The sequence below is a fragment of the Blautia sp. Marseille-P3201T genome (assembly GCF_900120295.1).
Lineage (GTDB): Bacteria > Bacillota > Clostridia > Lachnospirales > Lachnospiraceae > Blautia.
Genome location: NZ_LT635469.1, coordinates 585,319 through 601,206 on the forward strand (window position 1 = coordinate 585,319; position 15,888 = coordinate 601,206).

A 15,888-nucleotide genomic window follows, 5' to 3' on the forward strand; every position below is an offset into this window, starting at 1 on the left:
TGGCGAAAGGAGGTCTTTCACCATGATAGAAAAAGAAAAATTTGAAAGACATTTGAGGGGGACGAACCTCTCGGAAAACACGATTTCATCGTATCAGTTTGCCATCAAACAGTATGGAGGGCAATACGATGATGTTACCCAGAAAAAGCTACGAGAGTACAAGGTATGGCTGATCGAGAATTACAAGCCCAAGACAGTTAATCTCAGACTTCGAGCTATCAACTGCTACTTAGAGTGCATTGGCAAAGAAAAATGGAAACTGCCATTTGTCCGTGTGCAACAGAAAACTTTTTTGGAAAATGTCATTAGTGAAGCAGACTACAAATACTTCAAATCTTGTCTGAAGAATGACGATGAAATGTTCTGGTATTTCGTAATCCGCTTCCTTGCCGCCACCGGAGCTAGAGTCAGCGAACTGATTCAGATTAAGGCTGAACATGTTAAGTTAGGGCATCTTGACCTGTACTCCAAAGGCGGTAAATTACGCAGAATTTACATCCCCAAAGAATTACAAAACGAGGCTCTTTCTTGGTTGGCTAAAAAGCAACAAGAAAGCGGCTTCATTTTTTTGAACAAGTATGGGGAACGTATTACCACCCGTGGCATCTCTGGACAGTTGAAGAAGCTGGCAGTGAAATATGGTATCAATCCTGTGGTTGTGTATCCACACTCATTCCGTCACAGATTTGCCAAGAGTTTCCTTGACCGCTGTAATGATATAGCATTTCTTGCTGATCTTATGGGACATGAAAGCATCGAAACTACCCGTATTTACCTCAGAAAAACAGCTACAGAACAGAGAGAAATTGTTGATACAATCGTAGATTGGTAAAAAGGAAGGCATACACTTCAACAACCCGAAGTGTATGCCTTGTTCCTTATAGATGTTCAATTTTGCTCATTGCACAAGAAATCTGATTTACGATTCTTTTCTGCTCTTGCAATGGCGGAAGTGGAAATATAAAATGTTTGAGCTTTTCAGCATTTATATTAGATTGTCCTATTGCATCGCTTCTGACATTTTGACAATAAATCCAGTAATACTGTGACTGCATAACATAATTAAGATAATCACTGTCGATTAAAAGTGGGTGCAAACGCACTAAATATCCGGCATAAATAGCTGGAATTTCACTTTTATAAATTGCTACCTTACCAACTAACTCTTTGCTGTTGGTTCGATTGAATAGCAAATCGTTATACTCTAACGGATATTTTTCGATTTCTTTCGAGTCGGATGTGTAAACTAATTTATCCAACACGATTCGTCCGTTTTGTAAATTTCCCATTCTTAACACAGCAATTTTTCCGGTCAGAGAAGATTTCTGTGAGGAACCATATTGGATATTGGTACACACTTCTCCAACCGATGTCCATGCCCAGCTGTCTGGAATATCAAACGGTATCTCACCGTCGATACAATGCTCGATTCCGTCCAACTTCTCATAATGAGAAAATTCAGAAATTCAGCTTATCAATGCGACCGAATATCTTGCTAACTTCATCAACAATTCGCTGTTGCTCATTTAGCGGCGGAAGCGGTAAGAAAAAAGTTTTCATTTTTTCCTGCGAAATATTAACCTGTGAAGCTGCCATTCCTGTCATGGCGTCAACAACAAAATATTGCATTGCAGGACTACTTAATGCAGTCATTACATAATGTGGATTCACAAAATTACGCAGATATGATAATCGGACAGTCTTGTCCGATAGAATCAAATTTTCAGGCTCTCCATCTACAACACAAATAACTCCCGTTCTATTTCGAGGGCCAGCTCTGGTGATAAGCAGATCTCCATGATGTATTACCATAGATTTCTGTAAATTGAAATCCGGGGGTAAGACTTTGTTCTCTTCAGCTAGGAAGTACCCGTCCTGAATTGCGGTAGTTTTTATAACTCCCCATTCGCCAATAGTCCGAGGGCGATTCTCACACTGAGGGCTTTTTCCTGCATCCGTGGACGTAAGTATTGTAGACAATCTAATCCATTCCCAAGAATCTGGTAGTTCAAAAGGAATAAGATCATCAATATTTTCTTCCTTAAAATCACACTTTTCATAATGAGAATTATCCCTTCTGAAAATGACGGACTCGTGCTTGTCCTTCTTGATTTTACCTTCGGCAATTAACTCTTGCTTCTCCGCACGAATACGTTCCAGAAGAACGGAAGCTGGCTCATCACCAGGATCTTGTGGAACGAGTTTTCCTTGGATTGCTTCCTGTAGAATAGATTTTTTGAGTAGATTCGGAAATGCAGAATCTAGAGAAACTCGTTTGCTTTCCTCACAACCATATTTTTCAACAAGCGGTAATATAGTTTTAATTTTAGATACTATACGCACTTGCTCTTGCAACGGTGGCAAAGGAATGAAGCATTCTTTAAGGAGTGTATAGTGACGTGCGTATCCTCTATTCCTAAGTGTTTCTGCAGCGTAAAGCATCCAGTAATAAATATACTCGGAATTACACGACAGTATTTTGTGGAACTTTGTTCCATCTGCACCAATAACAAACTCAAAATCAATATACTTAACATTTCGGGTGTGATCACCAAACATTACCAATGGCAAAACATCTATTTTCTTGGATACATCATTACAATACCCGTCTATAAGATCTTTGCCTTGACTTACAACAGGGATCTTCCCAGTAGGGAGAACTTCTTTTGATTGGATTTGATTGTTTTTATTGCCAATGGGCATTGAAATTGTTTCAATCTTTGCCCACTCCCAACTCTCAGGAATCTCAAACGGTACTTCATCCGCAATGCACACCGATTCATTCTTTCCGACTTTCTCATAAGGCAAATTATCAGAATCGTATTGTAAATACAATCATAAAAAATGCAACATACTTTGAACATCACTTATCATAAAAAATATTATTCTCAGCATTTTTTCCTTCCCATATTATTAAGAGCAAGATCCACCCCGTATTACAATATCGCCATTCTACCATATAAGTAATATTTTCGGAGTTTTATCTTGCTGGGGAACTGTTGCCTCCCCATACCCACTTTTTTATTAGCTACACCGGCGGTGTACGCAACAAAATATCATAATTAACATAATTCTATTTTGAGGTATTCAGTAAGTAACTGGATGTCTTTTTCTTTTTGAAAATACACATGGTGATGCGAACAAATTCTTTTGTAAGCCAATTATATAAGCAAGGGTATGGGGAATTGTCACTCCCCATCAAGAGAACACCCATAAGGTGAACGGGGGCGGAAACGCGATAACGTTAAACATGGGTGGATCTTGCTCTTATAAATTTTTTTCTTTGTACCCTGTAAAATGAGCCTTTTTCCTTTCGTTATATGAGGAGATATCAAAAGAGAATTTTTATAAAGCATAAAATCTCTTTGGGAAAGCCGGCATCCGTCTCCTTAATTTTTCAGAAAGGTAAAAGAAAATATGAAATTTGAATATATGATGGAAACGGAAAAGATACTTCCCTATTATCAGTTCCCTAAATTTTTATTAGAGCTACCACTCTCTCAAAATGCAAAATTACTTTATATGTTGTTATATGACAGAGCCAGAATTTCACAGAAAAACCATTGGCTCAATGAAGACGGATATGTATATTTCGTCTTTCCAATTACAGAAATTTCTTTAAGATGGGGAAAATGTTGTACTTCTGTAAAAGCTGCCATGAAGGAATTAGATGAGTATGGATTGTTGATTCGCAGTTCCGGAGGATTTTCAAAACCAAATCATTTATATATGCGAATCCCCTGTATAGAGTTGATTTCTGAACCGGATGTAAAGCAGACAGACGAAAATACAACTTCCATGAGGATGAAAAGCTGTCCTTCATTCAGTCGGAAAACAGCCTCTTCCATGGTCGGAAATGTGCCACCTAGTAAAGTAAAAGAAAAATATAATTTTAGTAATAAGATTGGAGTAAATTACGAATATGAGGAGGGCGATAGTCTATGATAAAGCAGGAAAACACATATTTAGGTGCAGATGGATTAGCATATTGCAAGATTTGTGGAGAACCTGTAGAGGCATATTTTCCTCCAGACAGTATTCTTGGTATGAAAAAACATTTCAGACAATGTGCATGTATCCGTCAAAAACGTGAAGCAGAAGAAAAGGCATATAAAGAAAGAGAACATTGCGAATTAGTGGAGAGAAATAGAAAAATCTGTTTTGAAGAATCACGAATGTATGATTGGAATTTTGAACGGGCAGAAAATACGGCTACTATAGAGAAGGCAAAAGAATACACAGCAAACTGGCATGATATGAAGAAAAAACAAATTGGTTTTCTCTTGTGGGGACCAATAGGAACAGGAAAGAGTTACATAGCTGGTTGCATTGCTAACGCACTTTTGAATCAGGAAATTACTGTGAAGATGACAAATTTTAATACGATTATTGATGAAATGTTTCCATTGGAGGATAAAACAGAATATATCAATGCTTTGGCACGATATGAACTTTTAATTTTGGATGATCTTGGTACAGAACGAAGTTCTGAGTATGCTCTAGGAATCGTGTTCAGCGTAATTGACCGAAGATACCGCTCCGGCAGACCATTGATTGTAACCACCAATCTTTTGATAAAACAATTAAAAGAAGAAACGAACATAGAAAAGAAACGAATTTATGATCGTATTTTGGAAATATGTGTTCCGTTATATGTCGGCGGTTCTAGTTATCGGAGCGATATTGCCCATGAAAAAATGGGAAAAATGAAAACCTTTTTTGCTACTGCCGAATCAAGTCAGACTGAAAATATTATAGAGCAGACAGGCACAAAAACAATCTGATATTTATATCTTAGTATAGACATCAGAAATAGAAAGAGTGTGATAACTCTGCAGAAACCTACATATTACTTGTGGCGAACAGATTATACATCTTCAGAAGACTTTGAGGCAGATAAGGAGAAATATAGGAAAATAGGTTTTCGGGTTGTCACGTTTGCGGATGGGCAGCCAGATAAAAATATACATAATGGAATAAAAGCGTTGATTCGGAATCATATAAAAGAAATCAATCAGTAATTTTTCTGGGGCGGGAGTGTTTTCCCGCTCTTATTATTTTGTTAAAAAATCATGTGTTTCTCGTTTACGAAAAGGATTTTTCGATATATAATTATATTACATTATTACACAAAAAACATTTCAGAAAGGATAAAAATATGAATGTAGGTTATGTGCGTCTTTCCAGAGATGATGACAAACGAAATTATGTTTCCATAGAAAATCAGAAGTTAATTATCAATCAGTATGCATCTGACCATGGAATGGCTATTGACCGATGGTATGAAGATGACGGAGTATCAGGCTATATTTTTGACAGACCGGGATTTCAGCAGATGATGGCTGATCTGGATAAAGATATTGATACCGTATATGTGAAAGATTTCTCTCGTCTTGGCAGACATAATGCGAAGGTTCTTTTGCTTTTGGATGAATTTCAGGAACGGGGAAAACATCTCATTGTCATTGATGATAATTACGATTCTTTCGATTCCAGCGACGACACCATTGGAATTAAAACATGGTTCAATGAGCGTTATGTAAAGGATACCAGTAAGAAAATCAAAATAGCGATCGGAGCCAGACAAAAAGAAGGCACTCTTATGACAAAACCACCTTTCGGATATTGTCGGGATGAAAAAGACAAAAGTATCATCAAAATCGTTCCCAAAGAGGCAGAATTTATAAAAATGGTTTATGACCTTTATATTTCTGGCTCCGGTTATCGTAAAATAGCAAATTATCTGACTGATCAGGGCATTCCAACGCCTTCTATGGTACAGCGGGAACGGGAAATAGAGGAAGGCCTCGTGAGTAAAAAGAAAGTTGCCACCAGTTGGTCTGACAGTATGGTGAAAGAATTATTAGATAATGATTTTTACATTGGAACCTTTCGTTTGAGAAAACGTGCCAGAAATACAGTACATGGCAAGGATAAACGTGTTCCAAAAGAAGAACAGTGTATTTTTGAAGATCATCATCCGGCAATTATTGATAAAGCAACTTTTTCTCTTGTACAGGAATTAAAGGAAAAGCGTAATCGCACAAACTATCGTGGAAGCAGGGGAGAATGGATTGGTTCAGAAATTCCCAATCCGTTTGGAAGCTGTTTGTTTTGTAAAGATTGTGGAAGTCGTCTGACACCGATTAAGCGTCAAACCTCCAGCAGAGAACGGAAATATTATATTTGTACCACCTATAATACAAAAGGCAGACGATATTGTGAAAAAGCACATCTGATTGAAGAAAATGATTTGATGGAAGATGTGCTGAATTATATTAAGATGTGCAGAGAGGCGCTTTGTGAAGTGATTTCCACGTACGATATGAGGGATTTTGAGGCAGAAAAGAAAACGCTGGCAGAAAAACGACAGGACATTCAGGAAGAAATTCAAAATCGAAAAAATCAGTTGAAGGTACTTTTGACACAGAAGATAAAAGATTTATCTGTGGCATCTGAAAATGAAGCTTTGATCCACGAAACCTATGATTCCATGCAGAAAGATTTACTGGCGCAGATTCATGGACTGGAGATGCAGGAAAAGGAACTGAACGAAACTACTATAGAAACACCGGATGTAAAGGATAAATTGAGAAACGCGTTGGATGTCGTTGATAAAATTATTGCCGGAGGATCGCTTGACCGAAGAGATATTGAACTGTTGATTGAGCGAATTGACGTAGACAAAGAGGGAATGCCGGAAATTACATTAAAATATGGTTTGTCTGATTTAATCAATTACAGTCCTGCCGACGAGATGAACCGTCGGGAGAATACCGTAATCGCTCTTGTAATGAAACTGATTATTGAAGATAGACGTGGATATACATCTGCGAAATATTTATCTGAGCATATCACAGCATTGGGATTTAAGAAAACGAAACAAAGCATCTTGCCTTATATCAATCTGATGAAAGATCTGGGGATTCTGGAAGATACGGATAATTCGCTGAAACCTTACAATATAGTGAAAACAAAAGAAGAAATTACGGAACTGATACGTCAATATCTGCCGGATTTACCGGCTCAAATGACTGCCAAACAGCTATCGAACGATTATTTACATTATAATACTGGCGACAGGTGGTATGCCAGAAATGGTATTTGAGTATATTTTGAAACAAAATGGCATTGATCCGGAAAAGGACGTAAATATTGACAGAAGTATTGATTTTGGTTCTACAGCGGCAGCTTTTATGGGCGGTCAGGGAGATTTCAGTGTGGAATTTGAACCGTCTGCTACAGCTTTAGAACAGGAGGAAGCAGGTTATGTAGTAGCTTCCTGCGGTGTTGACTCCGGTTATGTACCATACACTGCCTATAGCGCTAAAGACAGTTTCATACAGGAAAATCCGCAAATTATTCAGGGCTTTACCAATGCGCTGCAAAAAGGTATGGACTACGTGAATACGCATACACCGGAAGAAATTGCTAAAATCATTAAACCACAATTTCCGGAAAATGATTTAAAAACCATTGAAACCATTGCAAAACGTTATCAGGAACAGGATACATGGAAAGAAAATCTTGTGTTTGAGAAAGAAAGCTTTGAGCTTCTGGAAAATATTTTAGAAGATGCAAAAGAATTGGAAAAAAGAGTTCCGTATGAGGAATTAGTGAACACAGAATTTGCAGAAAAAGCAGCAAAAGAATAACAGGATAGGAGGAGCTGTTGCTCATATTCCTGATTACTGCTTAGTGCGACAGCTCCGTTTTTTTATAGCTTTAAAGAAAGTGTACTGTTTTGATATTCTGTGGAAAATGTGACATCTTCCCCAAACCATGGTGGAGGGAGGAAACGTTCTGCTTCTTCTTTGGAGGAAAATTCTACTTCTGCAAGCCATAGATTTTCGTAAGGTGCATCAAAAACGTCAAGTTCAATAGTAAGTGTATTAGAAAGAGGAAGCAGGTAGCGTGTTTTTGATAAAATAATGCCGTCTGCTTTCTTTTTTAAATGCAGGTAAGCAGTTTCTGTGAGAGGAAGGTTGTATTCTTCCCGGACAAGCAGACCTTTTCCCTTGTAAGTAAGAAAATAGTCCTGATCCTGTTTGCGTATGCGGACAACAGGATCTGTGCATAAATATGCCTGTTCTATTTTTTTATATGGATAAGTATCTAAATTTTCGGGTAATTTGTGGATAAGATACTTTCTTTCTATTTCCATAAGAAATCCTCCGTTTTTCGTTGAATAAAAAGTAAATGTATCATATAATTTTTTCAGAGAAAAAGCAAGTAAAATTAAAGAGAGGCACAAGATGGAATTTATATTTGAAAAAGCCGTTCAAGAAGATAAAAATGAAATCTGGGCAGTCATGGAAGAAGCAGAGCAGACTGTAAAGAAAAAGGAATGGTTTGCAGCAGGAGATGAAAAGTATATCAAAGAAATACTGGAAGGAGACGGGTTCATCATTCTGGCAAGAGAGGAAAAGAGCAGAGAATTGGCGGGCTTTTTTATTGTGGTTATTCCGGGAGAGGAAGATTATATGGGTATCTATGCAGACATTCCAAAAGAAGATACAGATAAAATTGTCCACATGGATACAGCTGCAGTAAAAAGTTGTTTTCGGGGAAATAAATTACAGGAAAAGATGCTGGAAAAGGCAGAAGAAGAATTAGTTGTGAGAATGAAAGAAGAGCATCATACCATACAATATCGCTTGTGTTCTGTGCATCCTGAAAACACATTCAGCCTTTTGAATATGACGAAAAATGGATACGAAATTAAGGCGAGAACTCAGTTGTACGGGGGATTGGAACGTTTGGTATTATGTAAAAAAGTAGTTTTAATTTAGAAAAAAGACAGAAAAAGTTTACAGATAAAACAGAAAGTTTGTGTTATACTTAACGTCATGAACAGAAAACAGAAAAGAGGGATAAAATGGCAAAAGTATGTGTATTTACAGCAGATGGATTTGAAGAAATTGAAGGACTTACAGTTGTAGATTTACTCCGCAGAGCAGGAGCAGAGGTTCTTATGGTATCTGTAGGCGAAGGGCTTACTGTTAGAGGATCTCACGATATAGAATTAAAAGCAGACGTACTTTTTGAAGAAGCAGAGTATGGGGATGCAGATATCCTTGTACTTCCGGGAGGAATGCCTGGAACTTTAAATTTGAGAAATCATGAAAAACTTTGTGCTCTTTTAAAAGAATTTGCGGCAAAAGATAAAAAAATAGCTGCAATTTGCGCTGCCCCTATGATTTTAGGTGAACTTGGAATATTAAAAGGAAAGAGGGCAACCTGTTATCCCGGATTTGAAGAAAAACTTTTCGGGGCAGAGGTGTGCACGGAGCGGGTGGTAAGAGATGGAAATCTTACTACCAGCAGGGGATTGGGTACAGCAATCTCCTTTGCATTGGAGCTGATTTCTCAGCTTTACGGAGAAGAAAAAGCTGAAGAAATAAAAAAATCAGTGATTTACGGTCATTGATTAAAAAATACTGGCGTTTTCAATATCCTTGTGTTATACTGTGTAAATGACTGCAAGTATGAAAGAAGCGCTGTTTAATCTTATTTATTAAACAGAGTGCATATAGAATTCAAGGAGGAATTATTTACAATGAGTGTACAGGTAGAAAACTTAGAAAAAAACATGGCGAAACTTACAATTGAAGTTTCCGCAGAAGAATTTGAAAAAGCAGTACAGAATGCTTACCTCAGAAGCAAAGGAAAAATTACAATCCCAGGTTTCCGTAAGGGTAAAGCACCTCGTGTTATGATTGAAAAAATGTACGGAGCAGGTATCTTCTTCGAAGATGCAGCAAACGCTTTAATTCAGGCAGAATATCCAAAGGCAGCAGATGAAAGTGGTCTTGAAATTGTTTCTCAGCCTGAAATCGATGTTGTTCAGATTGAAAAAGGAAAATCTTTCATCTTCACAGCAGAAGTAGCTGTAAAACCTGAAGTTACATTAGGCGAATATAAAGGACTTGAAGTAGAAGTAGCACCAGCTGATGTTACAGAAGAAGAAGTCGCTGCTGAATTAAAGAGAGAACAGGAAAACAACTCCAGAACAATTGATGTAGATGACAGAGCAGTAGCTGATGGCGACATGGTAACTTTAGACTTCGAAGGATTTATTGATGGTGTTGCATTTGAAGGTGGAAAAGGAACAGATTATCCTCTGACAATTGGTTCTAATTCCTTTATTCCAGGATTTGAAGAACAGTTAGTAGGCGCTGAAATCGGTGTTGAAAAAGAAGTAAATGTTACATTCCCGGAAACTTATCATGCAAATGATTTAGCTGGAAAAGCTGCTGTATTCAAATGCACAGTAAAAGCAATTAAAGTGAAAGAACTTCCAGAATTAGATGATGAGTTTGCAAAAGATGTTTCTGAGTTCGATACTTTAGATGCATACAAAGCAGATATTGAAAAGAAATTAAAAGAACGTAAAGAAGCTGTTGCAAAACGCGAAAGAGAAGATAAAGCAGTAGATGCTGTAATCGAAAATGCGCAGATGGATATTCCGGAAGCTATGATCCAGAACCAAATTCAGCAGTTAATGCAGGATTTCATTCGTAGAATGCAGGCTCAGGGATTATCTATTGACCAGTACTATCAGTTCACAGGTCTTGATAATGCAAAAATTCAGGAGCAGATGCGTCCACAGGCATTAAAGAGAATTCAGAGCCGTCTTGTATTAGAAAAGATTGCTGAAACAGAAAATATTCAGATTTCTGATGAAAAATTTGAAGAAGAATTAAAAACAATGGCTGACATGTACAAAATGGAAGTTGAAAAATTAAAAGAAGTAATGGGCGATTACGAAAAAGAACAGATTAAGAAAGATATGGCTGTTCAGGAAGCAGTTACTTTAGTAGCAGAGTCAGCAAAAGTAGTAGAAAAAAAAGAAGAAACAGCTGAATAAGAAACAGCGTTGCTGTATTCGGTAAGAATAGGAGGAGTTTCATGAGTTTAGTACCATACGTCATTGAACAGACAAGCCGCGGTGAAAGAAACTACGACATCTATTCCAGATTATTAAAAGATAGAATTATTTTTCTGGGAGAAGAAGTAACAGATGTATCTGCAAACTTAATTGCAGCACAGCTTCTTTTTCTGGAGTCTGAAGATCCTGGAAAGGATATTCATTTATACATTAACAGTCCTGGCGGTTCTGTAACGGCAGGAATGGTAATTTATGATACCATGCAGTATATCAAGTGTGATGTATCTACAATTTGTATGGGATTGGCAGCCAGTATGGGAGCATTCCTTCTGGCAGGCGGTACAAAAGGAAAGAGAATGGCCCTTCCGAATGCGGAAATTATGATCCACCAGCCTTCCGGCGGTGCACAGGGACAGGCAACAGAGATTGATATTGTAGCGCAGCAGATTTTGAAGACAAGACATAAACTGAATTCAATTCTGGCGCAGAATACAGGTCAGACTCTGGAAACCATTGCAAGAGATACTGAAAGAGACAACTATATGACAGCGCAGGAAGCTATGGCTTATGGTTTAATCGACTCAGTAATCGAGCATAGATAGCGACAGAAGATAAGACTCCTGCATATAGTTGCGGGAGTCTTTTACCATTAAGAAAGATTTGAAATTAGAAACAGAAAGGAAAGAAAAGATGGCAAATAAAGGGAATGATACAAGAATTCGATGTTCCTTTTGCGGAAAAACAGACGACCAGGTAAGAAAGTTGATTGCAGGTCCTGATGATACATTTATTTGTGATGAATGTATTGGGCTTTGCGCAGAAATCATAAATGAAGAATTGAAACAGCCATACGATGAAGCTCTGACAGGAGAAATTAACTTATTAAAACCTCAGGAAATCAAAGAAATTTTAGATGAGTATGTAATCGGACAGGATGAAGCAAAAAAAGTGCTTTCTGTTGCAGTATATAATCATTATAAAAGAGTCCTTTCCGGAGGAAATACAGATGTAGAACTGCAAAAAAGTAATATTTTAATGCTGGGGCCTACCGGTTCCGGAAAAACGCTCCTTGCACAGACACTTGCAAGACTGTTAAATGTTCCCTTTGCTATTGCAGATGCAACAACGCTGACAGAGGCAGGGTATGTAGGTGAAGATGTTGAAAATATTCTGCTGAAGATTATTCAGGCGGCAGATTACGATATTGAAAGGGCGCAGTACGGAATTATCTATATTGATGAGATTGATAAGATTACAAGAAAATCAGAAAATGCGTCTATTACAAGAGATGTTTCCGGTGAAGGTGTTCAGCAGGCATTGTTGAAAATTGTAGAGGGAACAGTTGCAAGCGTACCGCCACAGGGTGGCAGAAAGCATCCTCAGCAGGAATTTATTCAGATTGATACTACGAATATCCTCTTTATCTGCGGCGGCGCTTTTGAAGGATTGGATAAAATTATTGAAACCAGAAAAGATACAAAAGCCATTGGATTTAATGCTCAGGTTCAGACAAAAGAGGAAAAGAATGTAGGCGAGCTTTTAAAGGAAGTAATGCCGCAGGACCTTGTAAAATTCGGCTTAATTCCTGAATTTGTAGGACGTGTTCCTGTTGTAGTTTCTTTAAATGCTCTTGATAAAGATGCTCTTGTAAAAATTCTTACAGAACCAAAAAATTCACTTGTACGTCAGTATCAGACTTTATTTAATCTTGATGGAATTAATCTGGAATTTGAAGGAGAAGCTTTAGAAGCGATTGCAGATAAATCCATGGAAAGAAAAACGGGAGCCAGAGGTTTGCGGGCAATTATGGAAAATTCCATGATGGATTTGATGTATACGGCGCCTTCTGATGAGAGCATTGTCAGCTGTACAATTACCAAAGATGTGGTAGATGGAACAGGAGAAGCTTTGGTAGAGCGCAGAGAGTTACCTGTATCTTCAAGAAGAAATAAAGGAAATAAAAATAACCGCAAGAAAAAAGAAACACCGGAAATTGCATAAAAGACCGGTTACAGTATGAAGGAGGAGCGAGAATGAGTGACATGATACAGCATTTACCAGCAATCGCCCTTAGAGGTACAACCATTCTTCCTGATATGATTGTTCATTTTGATGTAAGCCGGGAAAAGTCTATAAAAGCCATAGAAAAAGCCATGGTTCAAGATCAGAGAGTTTTCCTGATTACCCAAAGAGATCCACAGACGGAAGAACCTTCGCAGGAAGATTTATATACAGTAGGTACAATTGGGGAAATTAAGCAGTTAGTGAAGAACAGAAAAAATATGATCCAAGTGCTGGTAGAAGGAAAGCAAAGAGCGGAACTTGTACATTTTGAAAGTGAAGATGTGTATTTAGAAGCAGAGGTGGCACTTTTTGAAGAGGAAGAAGTTTCTCTGGATAATAATGTAAAAGAAGCCATGCTCCGCGGCATAAAAGAATTGTTTGTACGTTACTGTAATGAAAATACAAAAATGAGTAAAGATTTGGCAGGACAAATTCTGGAAATTGAAGAAATTGAGAAGGTTATTGACCAGATTGCAGTAAATCTGCCAATGAAATATGAAGATAAACAAAAGATTTTAGAGTCTGTTTCTTTAGAAGAAAGATATGAAACTTTGGGAATGATTTTAAGTAATGAAATTGAAATCATGCAAATTCGTATAGATTTAAGCAATAAAGTAAAAGAGCGTGTGGATAAAAATCAGCGTGAATACATTTTGCGTGAGCAGATGAAAGTCATTCGTGAAGAGTTAGGAGATCAGGATACTGTTTCTGAGGCAGACCGTTTTAAAGAGCAGACAGACAAATTGAAAGCTTCCAAGGAAGTCAAAGAAAAAATTTATAAAGAAATCCAGCGTTTTCAAAATGCAGCGGGAGTTCAGGCGGAAGCAGGTGTGGCACGCAGCTATATTGAAACGCTGCTGTCACTTCCTTGGGATAAAACTTCCAGAGATAATAAAAACCTGAAGAAAGCAAATAAAATTTTAGAGGAAGATCATTACGGGCTGGAAAAAGTAAAAGAAAGAATTATGGAGTTCCTGGCTGTACGTACTTTGACCAGAAAAGGAGAAAGCCCTATTTTATGTCTTGTAGGACCTCCGGGAACAGGAAAGACTTCCATTGCCCGCTCTGTAGCCAGGGCATTAGATAAAGAGTATGTGCGTATTTCTCTGGGCGGCGTCAGGGACGAAGCGGAAATCAGAGGACACAGAAGAACTTACATCGGAGCAATGCCGGGACGAATTGCCAACGGTTTAATTCAGGCAGGGGTAAAAAATCCTCTGGTACTTTTGGACGAAATCGACAAGGTAAGCAGTGATTATAAAGGTGATACCTCTTCTGCATTATTAGAGGTTTTAGACGCTGAACAGAATAAGAAATTCAGAGATCACTATGTGGAAATCCCTCTGGATTTGTCGGAAGTGTTGTTTATTGCAACTGCCAATGATTTGCAGACAATTCCAAGACCGCTTTTAGACCGTATGGAAATTATTGAAGTAAGCAGTTATACAGAAAATGAGAAGTGCCATATTGCGTCAGAGCATTTAATTCCAAAGCAAGTGAAAAAGCATGGATTAAAAAAGGAACAGCTTTGTATTGAAGAAGATACTCTCCATGAAATTATAACGGGTTATACAAAAGAAGCCGGTGTAAGAAGTCTGGAAAGAAAGATTGGGGAAATTTGCAGAAAGACAGCCCGAAAAATTTTAGAAGAAAAAGAAGAAACAGTTACTGTGAACAAGGAAAATTTGGAAAATTTCTTAGGAAGGGCACGTTATACTTATCAGAAGAAAAATGAAACAGATGAAATCGGTATTGTAAGAGGTTTAGCTTGGACAAGCGTAGGTGGAGATACTCTTCAGATTGAAGTAAACCTCATGCCGGGCAAAGGAGACTTTCTTTTAACAGGACAGTTAGGTGATGTAATGAAAGAGTCTGCACAGACAGGAATTAGTTATATTCGTTCTGTTGCACCGAAATATCATATTGATGCAGACTTTTTTAAAGAACATGATATACATATTCATATTCCGGAAGGAGCTGTACCAAAGGATGGACCATCAGCAGGTATTACCATGGCAACGGCTATGTTTTCTGCAATAACAGAAGTTCCTGTAAAAGCAGATGTGGCAATGACAGGAGAAATTACCTTGCGGGGCAGGGTTCTTCCAATCGGAGGATTAAAAGAAAAACTGCTGGCTGCCAAAAGTGCAGGAATTGAAAAGGTATTAATTCCTTTTGAAAATCAGGCTGATGTTGAAGAAATGGAAAAAGAAATTACGGACGGTCTTGAAATTGTACCGGTAAAAACAATGGAAGAAGTATTGGAGCAAGCTTTAACAGAAAAAAAGTAAAATGGAGGAACACACATGGTCATTAAACATGTAGCACTGGATATTGTCTGTGGTATTACCAGCACCCTTCCTGAAAACGAGGTGCCTGAAATCGCATTTGCAGGAAAATCCAATGTTGGGAAGTCATCCTTGATCAATGCACTGATGAACAGAAAATCACTGGCACGTACCAGTGCATCTCCGGGAAAAACCCAGACCATCAATTTTTATAATGTCAATCATGAAATGTATCTGGTGGATTTACCGGGATATGGTTATGCAAAAGTATCCCAGTCAGTAAAAGAACAGTGGGGAAAATTGATTGAGAGATATCTTCACAAGTCAAAGCAGTTAAAGGCAGTTTTTCTGCTGATTGATATTCGTCATAAGCCCTCAGAAAATGATAAGACCATGTATGATTGGATTGTATATAATGGATATCAGCCAATTATTATTGCGACAAAATCAGATAAGCTGAAAAGAAGCCAAATTCAAAAACAGTTAAAAATTATTAAAGAGGGACTGGAATTGCCGAAGGGAGCTCAAATTATACCGTTTTCCGCACAGACAAAGCAGGGCAGAGAAGAAATATGGGCTCTTGCCGAAGAACTTTTATTCTCAGATGCTCAGCCGGAAGCATAGAAATCAGGCGAGAGGGGATAG

14 protein-coding genes and 1 pseudogene are annotated in these 15,888 nt (G+C 37.9%); 12 read left to right on the forward strand and 3 right to left on the reverse strand.

Annotated features, from left to right (window positions below):
• Positions 1-22 precede the first annotated feature (22 nt).
• Positions 23-832, forward strand: a complete 810-nt coding sequence (locus BQ7352_RS07810) for a tyrosine-type recombinase/integrase (protein ID WP_055159165.1) — start codon at positions 23-25, stop codon at positions 830-832.
• Between the two features lie 46 nt (positions 833-878).
• Here the strand turns inward: BQ7352_RS07810 and BQ7352_RS07815 are convergent, their stop codons facing one another.
• Positions 879-1,439, reverse strand: a complete 561-nt coding sequence (locus BQ7352_RS07815; RefSeq protein WP_072448394.1) for a restriction endonuclease subunit S — start codon at positions 1,437-1,439, stop codon at positions 879-881.
• A gap of 19 nt (positions 1,440-1,458) precedes the next feature.
• A complete protein-coding gene (locus BQ7352_RS07820; RefSeq protein WP_159430642.1) occupies positions 1,459-2,808 on the reverse strand; it encodes a restriction endonuclease subunit S in 1,350 nt (449 codons plus the stop codon).
• Positions 2,809-3,417: 609 nt separating this feature from the next.
• On the opposite strand from BQ7352_RS07820, the gene BQ7352_RS07825 reads away from it, so the two are divergent.
• From BQ7352_RS07825 to BQ7352_RS07845, 4 genes and pseudogenes are all read left to right on the forward strand, one after another.
• A complete protein-coding gene (locus BQ7352_RS07825) occupies positions 3,418-3,945 on the forward strand; it encodes a replication initiator protein A (protein WP_055159161.1) in 528 nt (175 codons plus the stop codon).
• On the forward strand, positions 3,942-4,784 hold the full coding sequence (locus BQ7352_RS07830; RefSeq protein ID WP_072448398.1) for an ATP-binding protein: 843 nt from the start codon (positions 3,942-3,944) through the stop codon (positions 4,782-4,784). Before BQ7352_RS07825 ends, BQ7352_RS07830 begins: the two co-directional genes overlap by 4 nt.
• Before the next feature lie 374 nt (positions 4,785-5,158).
• Entirely contained in the window at positions 5,159-7,108 is a 1,950-nt protein-coding gene (locus tag BQ7352_RS07840; RefSeq protein ID WP_072448403.1) for a recombinase family protein, read from the forward strand.
• A pseudogene (locus BQ7352_RS07845) lies at positions 7,083-7,655 on the forward strand (ABC transporter substrate-binding protein); the annotation flags it as partial. The gene BQ7352_RS07840 and the pseudogene BQ7352_RS07845, both read left to right, overlap by 26 nt.
• Before the next feature lie 62 nt (positions 7,656-7,717).
• On the opposite strand, the gene BQ7352_RS07850 reads toward BQ7352_RS07845, so the two are convergent.
• The gene (locus BQ7352_RS07850; RefSeq protein WP_072448405.1) at positions 7,718-8,164 is read right to left on the reverse strand and encodes a CYTH domain-containing protein; all 447 of its coding nucleotides are present in this window, start codon (positions 8,162-8,164) and stop codon (positions 7,718-7,720) included.
• A 91-nt stretch (positions 8,165-8,255) separates the two neighbouring features.
• Here BQ7352_RS07850 and BQ7352_RS07855 point away from each other — a divergent pair, with 91 nt between their 5' ends.
• The 7 genes from BQ7352_RS07855 to yihA all read left to right on the forward strand — a co-directional run bounded on the left by BQ7352_RS07855 (position 8,256) and on the right by yihA (position 15,867).
• The gene (locus BQ7352_RS07855; RefSeq protein ID WP_072448407.1) at positions 8,256-8,792 is read left to right on the forward strand and encodes a hypothetical protein; all 537 of its coding nucleotides are present in this window, start codon (positions 8,256-8,258) and stop codon (positions 8,790-8,792) included.
• 86 nt (positions 8,793-8,878) lie between these two features.
• Positions 8,879-9,430: a DJ-1 family glyoxalase III gene (locus BQ7352_RS07860; RefSeq protein ID WP_072448409.1), complete on the forward strand. Its 552-nt coding sequence runs from the start codon at positions 8,879-8,881 to the stop codon at positions 9,428-9,430.
• A 129-nt stretch (positions 9,431-9,559) separates the two neighbouring features.
• A complete protein-coding gene (gene tig, locus BQ7352_RS07865) occupies positions 9,560-10,870 on the forward strand; it encodes a trigger factor (RefSeq protein ID WP_072448412.1) in 1,311 nt (436 codons plus the stop codon).
• 41 nt (positions 10,871-10,911) lie between these two features.
• Entirely contained in the window at positions 10,912-11,493 is a 582-nt protein-coding gene (gene clpP, locus BQ7352_RS07870; protein ID WP_072448415.1) for an ATP-dependent Clp endopeptidase proteolytic subunit ClpP, read from the forward strand.
• Positions 11,494-11,581: 88 nt separating this feature from the next.
• Positions 11,582-12,892, forward strand: a complete 1,311-nt coding sequence (gene clpX, locus BQ7352_RS07875; RefSeq protein ID WP_072448677.1) for an ATP-dependent Clp protease ATP-binding subunit ClpX — start codon at positions 11,582-11,584, stop codon at positions 12,890-12,892.
• Positions 12,893-12,924: 32 nt separating this feature from the next.
• Entirely contained in the window at positions 12,925-15,246 is a 2,322-nt protein-coding gene (lon, locus tag BQ7352_RS07880; RefSeq protein WP_072448417.1) for an endopeptidase La, read from the forward strand.
• 15 nt (positions 15,247-15,261) lie between these two features.
• A complete protein-coding gene (yihA, locus tag BQ7352_RS07885) occupies positions 15,262-15,867 on the forward strand; it encodes a ribosome biogenesis GTP-binding protein YihA/YsxC (RefSeq protein WP_072448419.1) in 606 nt (201 codons plus the stop codon).
• Positions 15,868-15,888 lie beyond the last annotated feature (21 nt).